This window comes from Pauljensenia sp. 20925_1_25 (assembly GCF_041433955.1).
GTDB lineage: Bacteria > Actinomycetota > Actinomycetes > Actinomycetales > Actinomycetaceae > Pauljensenia.
This window is the reverse complement of the sequence record NZ_JAPWCL010000001.1, coordinates 245,650-258,874: the sequence shown is the minus strand read 5'-3', so window position 1 is coordinate 258,874 and position 13,225 is coordinate 245,650. Positions and strand designations below refer to the sequence as shown.

The 13,225-nt window shown below is 63.7% G+C and carries 12 protein-coding genes; 5 read left to right on the top strand and 7 right to left on the bottom strand.

Annotated features, from left to right (window positions below; translation table 11 throughout):
• Positions 1–24: 24 nt before the first annotated feature.
• The 7 genes from O3932_RS01160 to O3932_RS01130 form a co-directional block, all read right to left on the bottom strand.
• On the bottom strand, positions 25–1,413 hold the full coding sequence (locus tag O3932_RS01160) for a glycine--tRNA ligase (RefSeq protein ID WP_009647499.1): 1,389 nt from the start codon (positions 1,411–1,413) through the stop codon (positions 25–27).
• Positions 1,414–2,080: 667 nt separating this feature from the next.
• Complete coding sequence (locus O3932_RS01155; RefSeq protein WP_371535611.1) at positions 2,081–2,797, bottom strand: hypothetical protein; 717 nt, start codon at positions 2,795–2,797, stop codon at positions 2,081–2,083.
• Complete coding sequence (locus O3932_RS01150; RefSeq protein WP_296504817.1) at positions 2,794–3,690, bottom strand: ABC transporter ATP-binding protein; 897 nt, start codon at positions 3,688–3,690, stop codon at positions 2,794–2,796. Before O3932_RS01150 ends, O3932_RS01155 begins: the two co-directional genes overlap by 4 nt.
• Positions 3,687–4,076, bottom strand: a complete 390-nt coding sequence (locus O3932_RS01145; protein ID WP_371535609.1) for a GntR family transcriptional regulator — start codon at positions 4,074–4,076, stop codon at positions 3,687–3,689. The genes O3932_RS01150 and O3932_RS01145 overlap by 4 nt, the downstream gene beginning before the upstream one ends.
• A gap of 721 nt (positions 4,077–4,797) precedes the next feature.
• Complete coding sequence (locus tag O3932_RS01140) at positions 4,798–5,697, bottom strand: sugar ABC transporter permease (protein ID WP_371535607.1); 900 nt, start codon at positions 5,695–5,697, stop codon at positions 4,798–4,800.
• Positions 5,697–7,283 (bottom strand): ABC transporter permease subunit, encoded by a 1,587-nt coding sequence (locus O3932_RS01135; protein ID WP_371535605.1) that lies wholly within the window; start codon positions 7,281–7,283, stop codon positions 5,697–5,699. Before O3932_RS01135 ends, O3932_RS01140 begins: the two co-directional genes overlap by 1 nt.
• Positions 7,284–7,497: 214 nt before the next feature.
• On the bottom strand, positions 7,498–8,709 hold the full coding sequence (locus O3932_RS01130; RefSeq protein ID WP_009647496.1) for an extracellular solute-binding protein: 1,212 nt from the start codon (positions 8,707–8,709) through the stop codon (positions 7,498–7,500).
• Between the two features lie 164 nt (positions 8,710–8,873).
• Here O3932_RS01130 and O3932_RS01125 point away from each other — a divergent pair, with 164 nt between their 5' ends.
• From O3932_RS01125 to O3932_RS01105, 5 genes are all read left to right on the top strand, one after another.
• Entirely contained in the window at positions 8,874–9,890 is a 1,017-nt protein-coding gene (locus tag O3932_RS01125; protein WP_009647486.1) for a LacI family DNA-binding transcriptional regulator, read from the top strand.
• A gap of 64 nt (positions 9,891–9,954) precedes the next feature.
• Complete coding sequence (locus O3932_RS01120; protein WP_034504356.1) at positions 9,955–11,004, top strand: metal ABC transporter substrate-binding protein; 1,050 nt, start codon at positions 9,955–9,957, stop codon at positions 11,002–11,004.
• Positions 11,001–11,846, top strand: a complete 846-nt coding sequence (locus O3932_RS01115) for a metal ABC transporter ATP-binding protein (protein ID WP_299239111.1) — start codon at positions 11,001–11,003, stop codon at positions 11,844–11,846. The genes O3932_RS01120 and O3932_RS01115 overlap by 4 nt, the downstream gene beginning before the upstream one ends.
• Complete coding sequence (locus tag O3932_RS01110; RefSeq protein WP_009647479.1) at positions 11,839–12,753, top strand: metal ABC transporter permease; 915 nt, start codon at positions 11,839–11,841, stop codon at positions 12,751–12,753. Before O3932_RS01115 ends, O3932_RS01110 begins: the two co-directional genes overlap by 8 nt.
• A 25-nt stretch (positions 12,754–12,778) precedes the next feature.
• Positions 12,779–13,177, top strand: coding sequence for a Fur family transcriptional regulator (locus O3932_RS01105; protein WP_009647508.1), 399 nt, complete (start codon positions 12,779–12,781; stop codon positions 13,175–13,177).
• Positions 13,178–13,225: the final 48 nt, after the last annotated feature.

Sequence of the window (13,225 nt, the reverse complement as noted above, 5' to 3'; positions counted from 1 at the left end):
GCGGACGTTGAGGCTATGGACAAATCAGCAGCCCAGGCGTTCGATCAGGTACGACTTGACCGTGTCGAGCGGGATGCGCACCTGCTCCATCGTGTCACGCTCACGGATGGTGACGGCGTGGTCCTCGATCGAGTCGAAGTCGTAGGTGATGCACAACGGCGTGCCGATTTCGTCCTGGCGACGGTAGCGGCGTCCCACGGCGCCGGCGTCGTCGTAGTCGACGTTCCAGATGCCGCGCAGCTCGTCGGCCAGCTCCTGGGCGGGGCCGGTTAGTTCAGGCTTGCGGGACAGGGGCAGGACGGCGGCCTTGACGGGGGCCAGGCGCGGGTCCAGCTTGAGCACGACGCGCTTGTCGACACCGCCCTTGGCGTTGGGGGCCTCGTCCTCGTGGTAGGCCTCGATGAGGAAAGCCATGAGGGAACGGGTCAGACCCGCGGAGGGCTCGATGACGTAGGGGGTCCAGCGTTCCTTGGTGTTGGGGTCGAAGTAGTCGAGCTTCGCGCCGGAGGCCTCGGAGTGGACGCTCAGATCGTAGTCGGTGCGGTTGGCGATGCCCTCGAGCTCGCCCCACTCGCTGCCCTGGAAGCCAAAGCGGTATTCCAGGTCGACGGTGCGCTTGGAGTAGTGCGAGAGCTTCTCCTTGGGGTGCTCGTACTCGCGCAGGTTCTCCGGGTCGATGCCGAGGTCCACGTACCAGGCCTTGCGGTAGTCGATCCAGTACTGGTGCCATTCCTCATCGGTACCGGGCTCGCAGAAGAACTCGAGTTCCATCTGCTCGAACTCACGGGTACGGAAGATGAAGTTGCCGGGCGTGATCTCGTTGCGGAAGGACTTGCCGATCTGGCCGATGCCGAACGGCGGCTTCTTGCGCGCGGCGTTCATGACGTTCGCGTAGTTGATGAAGATGCCCTGGGCGGTTTCGGGGCGCAGGTAGTGCAGGCCGGCCTCGTCGTCGACGGGTCCCAGGTAGGTCTTGAGCAGGCCGGAGAAGGCGCGAGGCTCGGTCCACTGGCCGCGCACGCCACAGTTCGGGCAGGCGAGGTCGGCGGTGGTCAGGGAGGACTCTTCGACGCCCTTCTTTTCGGCGAGTTCTTCGATGAGCTGATCCTCGCGGGCGCGCTTGTGGCAGTTGAGGCACTCGATGAGCGGGTCGGTGAAGGCCTTGACGTGGCCGGAGGCAACCCACACTTCGCGCGGGAGGATGACGGAGGAGTCCAGGCCGACGACGTCGGCGCGGCGGCGGACCATAGCGTTCCACCAGGCGCGCTTGATGTTTTCCTTCAGTTCCACGCCGAGCGGGCCGTAGTCCCACGCGGAACGGGTGCCACCGTAGATGTCACCGCAGGGGAAGACGAAGCCGCGGCGCTTGGCCAGGCTGATCACGTTGTCGAGGCGGGAAGGTCCCTTAGCCACTTGTCACTCCTTGAGTATCTGGGGCACGACTGGCTGTCGTGTCGCCATTGATACTAGTCGATAACCGCTGTTTGGGGCGGTTTCTCCCCGCTTGTGCACTCATGGATCCCACCACAGGTGCGCACTTGGAGTTCTGGCCGATCCCTGCAGCGCCCTCCCCCGCAATTCTCCACGGGATTCTGCCCGGAGTTCTGGCTGAGCCTGCTGTTCGCTTCGCTCGGCATGCTCGCGGATAGGTTATGAGCATACGGATAGGTTATGAAGATACGGATAGGTTATTAAGCTATCCGCATGTGAATAACCTATCCACATGCGCACGAGTAGGCCCCGTCAGGCATGCCCGCCCAGCGACGGCGGATCACGGGAAAGCCATACACCGAGCACGATGGCATCGTCACGTCATTGACGCACACATAACCGCATCAAACGGCGGTTTTCCGCGCAGCAAAGCCAAGGCGGCAACCCCTCAGCATCAGAATTGGCTGCCCTCATCGGTGGCGCCCAGTGCATTCAGCGCTGGCCCTCCAATACCGGCGATCCCCGCAGTCACAACGCCAGCTACGCGGACCGTCCGACAGCCCAAGAAAGCGCCCCGGCCTCGTCCGAATTGAGCGGGACGAGGCCGGGGCAGGGTCGAGGGGTCATGTTCCCCGGGCGCAACTTGCGTTCAGTTGAGGCGGCGGATCCTACCCGTGGAGGTGAGGTGCCACCCAGCAGCGGCAACTGCGAGAGTGAGGAGGCCGAGCAGCCAGAAGGCAGGGTGCATCGGGGGAAGGTAGCCGGACTTGTGAACGAGCGTGAGGACCAGCCAGGTGACCGGACCGGCGATGCCGGCTATGCCCAGCACAGTCGCCACGATAATGTTGAGGGCGACCGTCCACGGGCCTCGACCATGGCGCGAGGCCGCACCAATGAGGCGTCCGGCCCCGTCGCAGGCAATCCAGGCGACCACGACGATGAGCCACGAGTCCACTCCGAGGGGGTACTCAAGGCTCCCCAGGAAGAAAATGTGCGTCTGAGCCAGGGCGAGCACCCACCAGATCACGCTGGCGATGGCGATAACGACAGCGCTTAGCACGTAGGTCGACAGTGCCAGGGTGCGGCGCGACGCGCCGCTCAGAGACGCTGCCCGCAGATACGTCGTCGTCGTGATGATCTGTGTGATGAGGAGGTAGATGCCCGTCGTGAAGGCAGCGTTGACGGCAGCCTGATCGACGTGCCCCGAGAAGTCATCGGAGGTCGCGTACATGATGGCGCTCACCGTGGAGTTAATGAGAAATTGACCGACGACAACCGAGGCGTAGACTCCGAAAGCGAATCGCCAGTCGACCATTCCAAGTCGCCAGATCGAGGGCTGAGAGGAAACAGTGGGTGCGGTGCTCATTGGTCGTTCTCCTGGATGAGGTAGGCGAAGGCGTCCTGGAAGGAACAGGGAGAGGACGTCAGGGAGTGGGATGCGAGCGTGGCTTCATCAACGGTGCCACCGCGCAGGTCCACGACGATCTCTCGCGTGGGACCCAGCTCGCGAGTGGCGATGACGGCGAGGTCCGGGCGGGCGGCGAGGAGGCGCTCGACGTCGGAGGCGTGGCCGGTCAATGCACAGACTCGGCAGGTGAAGTCGTCGACGCTCTCATGAGCGAGGAGCACGCCTTTCTTCAAAACGATGACATCTTCGGCGACCTTTTCGAGTTCGGAGACCATGTGCGAGGAAACGAGGAAGCGGCGCTGCGGACGTTTTCCTTCCATGCACTCCCCCGCTAGGGCGAGAATCTCCTCGTAGAAGGCGTAGCGCGTGGGCACGTCCAGGGGCGCCTGGATCTCATCGAGGAGGGTGATGGGCGCACCCGATGCCAGGGCAATCGCGCCGGTGACAACGGCCGCTTGGCCTGCGGAGAGCTTTCCAAGAGTCTTGCGACTACGGACCGGCAGACCGAAGCGCCGGGCGTAGTGGGCGAAAAGCCGCTCGTCCCAGGTGGGACGCAGACGGGCGTATTGGATCAGGATAGTTGCGGGGACATCGTCGAGGTCTCGGCTGGACGAGGCCATGATCGAGTCGGCGAACAGGTCGTCGGCACTGGCCTGGGCGGCGTCGATGGAGATGCTCCCCGAGGTGGGGGCAAGCAGACCGCCGAGGATCTGCATGAGCGTCGTCTTGCCCGAGCCGTTGGGGCCGACCAGAGCAGTGACAGTCGATTCTCCGAGGGTGAGGGAGACGTCGAGCAAAGCCGGCACTATCTCACCTCGGTAGGTGTGGGTGATGGAGGTCAGGGTGATCATGAGTTGTCCTTGGCGGTTGTGTCGGCACCGTAGGCGCGGACGTGGTCGATGATGGCGTCGAGGTCGAGGCCCAGGGCGAGGCCCGCATCGACGGCGGGGTTTAGGGTCTCCTCCACGTAGGATGCGAGCCCGTCGGCCACCAGGGCATCCCGCGCGCCTTCGGCGACGAACATGCCGATGCCTCGTCGCTTTTCGACCAGGCCCTCGTCGACGAGGATCGCGAAGGCCTTGCCGACGGTGGCCGGGTTGATGCGGTAGGTCGCGGAGTATTCCGTGGTGGAGGTGAGCTGATCCCCGGCGCGTAGGGCACCGCGCAGGATCTGTGCGCGGATGTCGTCGGCGATCTGCACGTAGATCGGGATCCCCGAGACGAATGTGGGTGCCATTGGCAGCCTCCTCGGTTCAACGGTTCATTACATGACTAATGAACCATATAACCAGCTAACCTGTCAACCTCTCTCACCAAACAAACCTCAGATTGCACCCCACCTCCCCCTGCTCACACCCGCGCCCGAATGCAGACCGAACACTCCGCCCGCGCAGCTGGGCCCGACGAATGGCAACGCTAACCCGCCAATGCGCAGACCCAACAGATTGATTCGCCCCAGGTATTGCGGAGAGCATCTTGGACCAACCACCGCACGGACAGCCCGGGCGGAAGCGCCGCCCAGAGGACTCGGGGGTATCTAGTCGACGACTCCGAGCGAAAAGAGGCTGCCAAGTCTCGCGGGCAGCCAGGCACGAAGGCGCCCACGACCCGGACAAACAGCCACACCACCAGAAGCAGCGTCCGAGCGGGGGCGCTGCACCCGTTACGGGACGATGCACCCGATCAGGGGCACTACACCCGATCAGAAGAGGTGCATTGCCTACGGATTGGGTGCAGTGCCCGGGCACACAAGAATAAACGCGGAACTGGCAAACCGAGTCACCCCTGCCCCACAACCAGCCCGAGCACAGGACACAAGGCGGACATCGGGCGGGTATTGAGCAGCTTTGTTGCGCCCTCGACCCACACGGTGCCCGAACGTACAAAACAGCCCCGGCCTCGTCCCACGGGGATAGGGGACGAGGTCGGGGCTGGCTAAGCAGGAGGGCGCGGCGCGCTTACTCCTTGACGCCGCCGGCGGTGAGGCCGGAGACAATGTACTTCTGCAGGTACTGGAACAGCAGGATGACCGGGACGGCCGCGAGGACGGCACCCGCCGCGAAGATGCCCCACGGGGCGGTACGCTCATCGGCTGCCCACATGTACATGCCGACGGCCAGCGTGAACTGATCCTGATCCTGCAGGACGACCTTCGCGATCACGAAGTCACCGAGCGAGGAGATGAAGCTCAGCAGGCCGACGACGGCCAGAACCGGGCGAACCAGCGGCATGATGATCGTCCAGAAGGTCTGGGCGTGCGTCGCGCCGTCGATCATCGCTGCCTCATCCAGCGAACGCGGGATCGAGTTGAAGAAGCCGTACAGCAGGAAGGTGTTCGAGCCGAGCGCGCCACCGAGGTAGACGCAGATCAGGCCGAGCTTCGAGTTCAGGCCCACGACCGGGAAGATGTCCTGGATACCCAGGAGCAGCAGGTACAGGGCCACGAAGGCCAGCATCTGCGGGAACATCTGGACCAGCAGGAGGCCGGTCAGCGTGCCACGGCGTCCCTTGAAGCGGAAGCGGCTGAACGCGTAGGCGGCAGCAGCGCCCATGAGGACAGTACCGATAGCGGTCGTGGTAGACACGATCAGAGAGTTGACGACCCACGACCAGTAGGCGGCGTACTTGCCCGACCCCAGGGACAGGTAGTTATCGAACGACACGTTCGAGAACAGCTTGTTCGAGCCCGTCAGCGTCGCACCCGGGTTGAGGGAGACCGACAGGACGTAGAGCAGCGGGACCAGGCAGTAGATGATCATGACGATGGCGACGACGTGACGCCATCCGACCTCTTTCCACCAGCGCGCGCCCTTGAGGGTCGGCTCGCTCTTCTTCTTCGTCACTTTTGCAGCACTCATCACAGCTCCTCAAGGGTCTTCGTCTGGCGGAAACCGAGCCACGCGATCACGCCCACGACGATGAAGATGATGATCGACATGGCCGAGGCCAGGCCGTAGTTCGGGGAACCCGACTCGATCGCGATCTTGTAGACCATCGAAATCAGGATGTCAGTCTGGCCGACATCCATGCCCGGGTAGTTCGGGCCACCGCCGGTCAACATGTAGATGAGCGAGAAGTTGTTGAAGTTGAACGCGAAGGACGCGATCAGCAGCGGGACGGTGGACTGCAGCACGAGGGGCAGCTTGATGGACCACACGGTACGCAGTCCGGAAGCACCATCGATCTTCGCGGCCTCTTCAACGTCACCCGGCAGCGACTGCAGGGCACCCAGGCACACGAGGAACATGTAGGGGAAGCCCAGCCACAGGTTCACGCCCAGGATCGAGAGCTTCGCCAGCGTTCCATCCGTGAGCCACGGGACGTGTGCACCGCCGAGGAGCACCTGGTTGATGAAGCCGAAGTCCTTATTGAGCATGCCCTTCCACACCAGCGTGGCCAGGAAGGCCGGGAAGGCGTAGGGCAGGATCATGAGGGACTGGTAGATCTTGCGGCCCTTGATGCGCTTGTCCGCGAAGACGAGGCCGAGGATGAGGCCGAGCGCGAAGGTCGAGAGGACCGAGGCAGCAGCGAAGATGAAGGACCATACGAGGGCCTTCATGAAGGGACCCGCCAGATCGCCGCGCGTGAACATGTTGCGGTAGTTGTCGAAGCCGACGAAGACGCGCCAGCCCGGATCGAGCTGATTGCCCTCGGCGTCGACGAACGCGCCGACCTTGCCGTCGGCCGTGTAGACCGTGCCGGTCTCGGTGTCGGTCAGCGTGTCCGCAGCCTCATCGTAGTTGTAGCGAGACTTCGCAAGGTAGGCGGTCGTGCCATCCTCGCTCTTGTAGTGGCCCGCGTTGGGATCCTCGGAGTCCGGGACGTTCAGGGCAGCGACCTCGGTCTGGCGCTTCAGAATATCGTTGAGCTTGAGAACCGTGTATCCGTCGACGGCGGTGATCATGCCGCCGGACTGGGTGCCACTCACCTCGTGGAAAGGCTTCTCGGAGTTGCCGACCTTGATGCCACCGGTCTCGGCATCGACGATGGCCAGGCCGAGGCCCGAGCCGTCTTCAACGATAGCGGCCGGGAGATTCACCGCACCGGGGGCGCGCTGCTCTGCAGACTTCAGGATCGACGCGACCGCGTCATCCTTGGTCGAGTTGTGACCCTGCCCGTAGTTCGTGAAGGACACGTAGCCCGTGTACCCCATCACGAACACCTGGTAGATGAGCAGGAACACCATACCGGGAACCAGGTACTTCGCGGGGATCATCCGCTTGGAGAAGTACACCCAGTTCACGACGAGGAGCAGAACGGCCAGGACGGCAAGAACCGTCCACGACTTCACCAGGTAAGCGGTGAACATGCCGTAGAGCCCCAGGGCGTCGATGAGCATCATTAGGACGAGTTTCACGAAGAAACCAGGCTTGGTCACTTCGCTCGCGTGCGAGGCCTTGGGCCCCGTCTTTTTCTTTTCTGTAGCCTTCGCTGGCTCAGACATCGTGTCCTCCACACGTGCGCATTCGCGCGTCATTGCGACGGAATCCGCCTGACGGCGGTCAAGAAGGGCACCGCGGGTGCCTATGCGCCGACATGCGGCGTTGTGTATCGATGGGACTCATGCCCGCCCGCAACGCGGGATGGCGGACGGGCATGAGCACTCCTGTGCGTCGAGGTGAGACCATGCTCGAACGAGGATCGTCGAGCGAGGGGACTCACTTGGAGGCGATGGCACCCTCGATGTTGGTAACCATCATGCCCCACAGAGCGTCGGGCGTATCCTTGCCGGTCACGATATCGGCCTCGGTCTGGCCCCAGAAGTTCCAGACGGCACCCATCGCGGGGATCGCGGGAGCGAGCGCGCCACCCTCAGCAACCTTGGAGAAGTCCTTGATGTCCTGGTCATCGGAAGCAGCGGCAACCTCGGGCATCGCGGAGGCGCGGCCACCGAGCTTCTGCATCTCTTCCTGGGCCTTGGGGGTCGCCAGGTAGTTGAAGAACTGCTTGGCGGCAACCGGGTTGGCGGACTTGGCGCTCTGGTAGAACATCTGGACGCCAACGAAGGGCTGGGCGGCCTGCGAGCCGGCAGCGGGGACAGGCAGGACGGAGACCTTCATTCCGGCCGCACGGAAGGCCGCGACGTTCCAGGGGCCGGTCACCGTGTAGGCCGCGGCACCGTCGAGGAACTTCTGCTTAGCAATGTCGCCGGTGATCGAGGGGGACACGATGCCCGCGTCACCCTGAGCCTTAAGCCAGTTGGCGAACTCGGTGCCGCCGGAGCCGTTCATGGCCAGCTCGGCGGTGTACTCACCCTCAGAGTTGGTCTTGAAAACGGGAGCGCCGAAGGACGTCTGGAAGGCGTAGAAGTGGTACGGATCGCCCTTGTCGCCCATCTGGATGATGAAGGGGTACTCGGCACCCGACGCCTTGCCAGAGGAGATCAAGTCGTCGTAGGTGGTGGGCGTGTCAGTGGTCAGGGCGTCGTTACGAACCAGGGCGACAGACTCAACGGCGTAGGGAACACCGTAGGTCTGGCCGTTGTACGTCACGGCCTTGACGGCCACGTCGGAGAACTGGGACTTGGCTTCGCCCAGGTCGACGGGGGCGACGACGCCGTTAGCGACGAGCGCACCGAGCTTGTCGTGCGCCATAACGATCAGGTCGGGGCCGTTGCCGGTGGGCACCTGGGTGGTGAACTCGGTGTCCATGTCGGCCTCGGACTTCTGAACGACGTTAACGGCAACGCCCGTGTCTTTCGTGAAGTCCTCGGCGAACGTCTGGACCTGCGTGAAACGAGTGTCGTCCGCCCAGATCGTGAGGGTCGCCGCCGTGTCGTTGTCGGTCGCGGCCGGGGTGGTGTTGCCACTGCAAGCAGCCAGGGCGGTGACCGCCGCAAAGGCGCCGAGTGCTGCGATGCCACGTCGCATGTTTACTCCTGTGTTGGTCGGGCTGGTCGCCTCCATCAGCGACCTGCTATCTGCCACTGTAATACGTCTGATTTTGTTTCTGCAACAATTTTCCGAATTGTGAGCCAGCTGTTACATTTATACTCATCACGTCGTGCGCACACACCCAAAGGAGAGCTGAGTCGATGACGAAAAACCGCACGAGCATGGCCGATATCGCCGCACACGCCGGCGTCTCAACGGCAACGGTCTCGCGCGTCTTCAACGGCGTCGGACAGGTCTCCGCAGACACTCGCCGCAAGGTCCTGACTGCGATTGATGAGCTGGGATACGACCGACCGACCCCTGAGCGCACCCCCGACACGCCGGCGATTGGCATTATCGTCCCCGAACTAACAAACCCGATCTTCGCTTCCTTCACCCACCACCTCCAGGAGGAGGTGTCGCGAGCAGGCGGCATCTCACTCATTCGGACCCAAACACCGGGTGCCACCTCAGAATTCGACCACCTTTCTTCCCTCCTCGACCATCGTGTGAGCGGCCTCATTTTCGTGTCCGGAAGACATGCTGACCTCCTGGCAGACCTTGGTCCTTATTTCGATGTGACACAGCGCTCAATTCCGTTCGTGACCATCAATGGCGCCCGCCCCGAGATTCCTGCCCCCGACTTTTCTACAGGCGATGCACTGGGAATCCGCGCGGCCGTGGCACACCTACACGAACTCGGTCACACCCGCATCGCCCTCCTAGGAGGCCGCACCCACATCGTCCCAGCCCTGCGCAAGGCAGAAGCTTTCACACAGATCATGGGCGAGTTGGTCGGCGACCATGCTCCCATCATTGAGGAGACCTTCTATACATACGAGGCCGCGGCAGCCCATACGGCCGGACTGATCGAGCGCGGAGTTACAGCAATCATCACCGGGTCGGATCTACAGGCGCTCGGCGCGATCCGAACGATCACCTCCATGGGACTGTCGGTCCCGGACGACATCTCCATCATCGGTTTCGACGATACCTTCCTCATGTCCCACCTCAGCCCAGGCCTGACCACCGTCCACCAGCCCGTCGCCTCGATCGTTTCCGCCGCCGTACGCAATCTTTTCGAGGCCTTGGCCACACCCAACTCCACCCCCATTCACGAGGATTACGTCTTTTCACCCGACCTGGTCGTGCGCGGAACGACCGCGCACGCACACTAAAGCCCTGATCAGACAAGTTCGCTCTCCGAGAAAGTCTTGACAATCATTCTCACTAGGTCAGAGAATGATTCTCATGTCGAAAAGAATCCTCGCCGCCGCATGTGCGGCAGCTACAGCGCTCGCTCTGTCTGCTTGCTCCCCCTCCGCATCGACCGGCGGCAAGACCAGCAAGGACGGCACCCTGACCGTCATGGCTTCCTTCTATCCCCTGAAGTACCTGGCCGAGAAGGTCGGCGGTGAGCACGTCACCGTCACCTCGCTGACCCCGGACGGTGCCGAGCCTCACGACCTTGAGCTCTCGCCCAAGATGGTCGACTCCCTGGCCTCCGCTGACGCGGTGGTCTACCTGGCCGGCTTCCAGGGCGCGGTCGACGAGGCCGTCGAGCAGCACGCTCCAAAGACCGTCATCGACGTGTCCCCCGCCGCCCAGCTGGTTGCGATCGACTCGACGTCCAACCATCCGGGCGAGGACGAGGATACCGACGAGGCCCAGTCCGGCGAAGCCCAGTCTGGGGAGGCCGCCGACCACGACCATGAAGGCCACGAGCACGAGGGCCACGACCATGAGCACGCCGACCACGACCACCACCACGACATGAGCATGGACCCGCACTTCTGGCTCGACCCGGCGCGCATGGCCAATGCCGCAACCCTGGTGGGCGACAAGCTCGCTGAGGCCGATCCGACCAACGCCGAGACCTACAAGGCCAACGCACAGGCCCTGAACGAAGAACTCACCTCCCTGGGCGACAACCTCGTCGCGAAGACCTCGACCTGCCAGATTAAGACCTTCGTCACCGCGCACACCGCCTTCGGCTACCTCGCCGACCGCACCGGCCTGACCCAGGTGGGCATCTCGGGCCTCGACCCTGAGTCCTCCCCCTCCCCCGCGCGCCTGGCAGAGATTGGCAAGATTGTCAAGGACCAGGGCGTGACGACCATCTTCACCGAGGCTCTCATTGACCCCAAGGTCGAGCAGACCCTGGCCACTGACCTTGGAATCTCCACGGCCGTCCTGGATCCGATCGAGTCCCAGACCGACTCTTCCAAGGACTACGCCGCGGTCATGAACGACAACATTGACGCCCTGACGAAAGCCAACAACTGCCAGTGAGCACGACTGACACCACCACGACGGCGGGAGCCTCCCAGGCGGAGGCGACCGCCGTCGTGCGTCTCGATAATCTGCATGTGGCCTGGGATACGGACCTGATCCTTCACGGGATCTCCCTGTCCATTCCCGCCGGCCAGACCGTTGCCCTCACCGGTTCGAACGGGTCGGGCAAGTCCACGACGCTCAAGGCCATCCTGGGCACTGCCCCCATCACGAGCGGTGATGCCCTCCTCTTCGGCCGCTCGATCACCGCTCGTGGCCGCGTGCCCTGGAAGAAGATCGGCTACGTGCCCCAGCGCATCTCTTCGGGAGGTGCCATCAGTGCCAGCGCCATTGAGGTCGTGCGCTCCGGCCTCCTTGGCCCGACACGCTTGTGGGCGTTGCCCGGCGACACCGCCCGCGCGATGGAGGCGCTTGAGCGCGTCGGCATGGCCCACCGCGCCCACTCCCCCATGAATATCCTGTCGGGCGGCCAGGCTCAGCGTGTCCTCATCGCGCGCGCCCTCGTGCGCCGTCCCGAACTCCTCATCATGGATGAACCGATGGCCGGGATCGACGCCGCCTCCCGCGCGCGCCTGGCGTCAATCGTCGCCGATGCGAAGGCAGAGGGAACGACGATCCTCATCGTCCTGCACGAGCTGGGCGAACTCGGCCCCCTCCTCGACCGCGAGCTGCACATCAGCGCCGGGCACGTCTCCTACGACGGCCCTCCCCATATTGAGGATGACCACGAACAGCACCATGGAGGAGGCGACCACTGTCACCCCACTGAGGCCACCGCTCCCTCACAGGGCGACCGAGGCCTCGTCAGCGGAATCTGGACGGGAGAGACGCATGATTGACGCCCTGACCACCCTTCTCTCTTCCCAGATGATGCAGCGTTCCCTCCTGGCCGCGCTCATCGTCGGGCTGACCGCGCCGATCATCGGCACGTATCTGGTACACCGCAGGCTCGCGATGCTCGGCGACGGCATCGGGCACATTTCTCTGACCGGGGTTGCGCTCGGCTGGTTGGTCGGCACGTTCGCGAACGTATCCCCGGCAGACTCGTGGGCCGTCCCGGGCGCGGTGATCATCTCCCTGCTGGGTGCGATCACGATCGAGCTGGTCCGCCAGAGCGGACGCACGTCGGGCGACACTGCGCTGGCGATGCTCTTTTATGGCGGCATCGCGGGAGGCGTGCTGCTGATCGGCCTGGCGGGCGGCACGTCCGCCCAGCTCAACTCGTATCTCTTCGGATCAATCTCGACCGTGCGCTGGAGCGACATCTCGCTCATTACGATCCTGGGACTCGCGATCATTGTGCTCGGCGTGGGCCTGGCACCCGCCCTCTTCTCCGTGACCAACGACGAGGACTTTGCGCGCTCGACGGGTCTGCCCGTGCGCACGCTTTCCCTCCTCATCGCGATTTTGTCGGCCCTGACCGTGGCGGTCGCAATGCGCGTCGTCGGCTCGCTCCTGGTGAGCGCGCTCATGGTCATTCCCGTTGCCATCGCGCAGCTGGGGGCACGCTCGTTCCGCTCAACCATGGGTATCGCCATGGTGCTCGGCGTCCTCATCTGCACCTGTGGTCTGTCCCTGACCTACTTCATCGACCTGTCCCCCGGCGCGACCATCGTTGTCGGTGCCATCGGACTGTACGCGGTCGGGTTTATGATCAGGGCAGTCGTGGACCACGTTCGCCGGGTGCGCCGGCTGCGCGTGGCTCGCACGCACAACCAGCACCCCGAGCAGGCGGTCGCCCACTAAATTCGCCACCACGTAAGGACCACACATGCAGCGCATGACCAAGCAACGCCAGGCCGTCTTGGACGAGCTGACGCGCGTGACTGATTTCCGCAGCGCCCAGCAGATCTTCGAGGACCTGCACTCCCAGGGCCATCGCGTGGGCCTTGCGACGGTCTACCGCTCACTGCAGGGACTCGCCGAGGACGGGCGCGTCGATACGCTGCGTTCCTCCGACGGCGAGTCCCTGTATCGCTCGTGCACGAGCAACCATCATCACCACCACCTGGTGTGTCGCGAGTGCGGCTTCACCGAAGAAATCGAGCAGTCTCAGATCGAGTCGTGGGTGACCAGCGTCGCACAGGCTCACGGATTCGCGGGCGTCGAACATTCCCTGGAACTCTTCGGCACCTGTTCCTCGTGCCAGGCCAAGGCCGCCACGCACTAGGGGCACCCGGGCGGCAGCAGGGGATTCCCTCCACCCTGATAGATAGGT

Bases quoted from the DNA above. Each gene is read 5' to 3' on its own strand.
- O3932_RS01155 (WP_371535611.1), bottom strand. From the start codon at position 2,797: ATGAGCACCGCACCCACTGTTTCCTCTCAGCCCTCGATCTGGCGACTT.
- O3932_RS01150 (WP_296504817.1), bottom strand. From the start codon at position 3,690: ATGATCACCCTGACCTCCATCACCCACACCTACCGAGGTGAGATAGTG.
- O3932_RS01145 (WP_371535609.1), bottom strand. From the start codon at position 4,076: ATGGCACCCACATTCGTCTCGGGGATCCCGATCTACGTGCAGATCGCC.
- O3932_RS01140 (WP_371535607.1), bottom strand. From the start codon at position 5,697: ATGAGTGCTGCAAAAGTGACGAAGAAGAAGAGCGAGCCGACCCTCAAG.
- O3932_RS01135 (WP_371535605.1), bottom strand. From the start codon at position 7,283: ATGTCTGAGCCAGCGAAGGCTACAGAAAAGAAAAAGACGGGGCCCAAG.
- O3932_RS01130 (WP_009647496.1), bottom strand. From the start codon at position 8,709: ATGCGACGTGGCATCGCAGCACTCGGCGCCTTTGCGGCGGTCACCGCC.
- O3932_RS01125 (WP_009647486.1), top strand. From the start codon at position 8,874: ATGACGAAAAACCGCACGAGCATGGCCGATATCGCCGCACACGCCGGC.
- O3932_RS01120 (WP_034504356.1), top strand. From the start codon at position 9,955: ATGATTCTCATGTCGAAAAGAATCCTCGCCGCCGCATGTGCGGCAGCT.
- O3932_RS01110 (WP_009647479.1), top strand. From the start codon at position 11,839: ATGATTGACGCCCTGACCACCCTTCTCTCTTCCCAGATGATGCAGCGT.
- O3932_RS01105 (WP_009647508.1), top strand. From the start codon at position 12,779: ATGCAGCGCATGACCAAGCAACGCCAGGCCGTCTTGGACGAGCTGACG.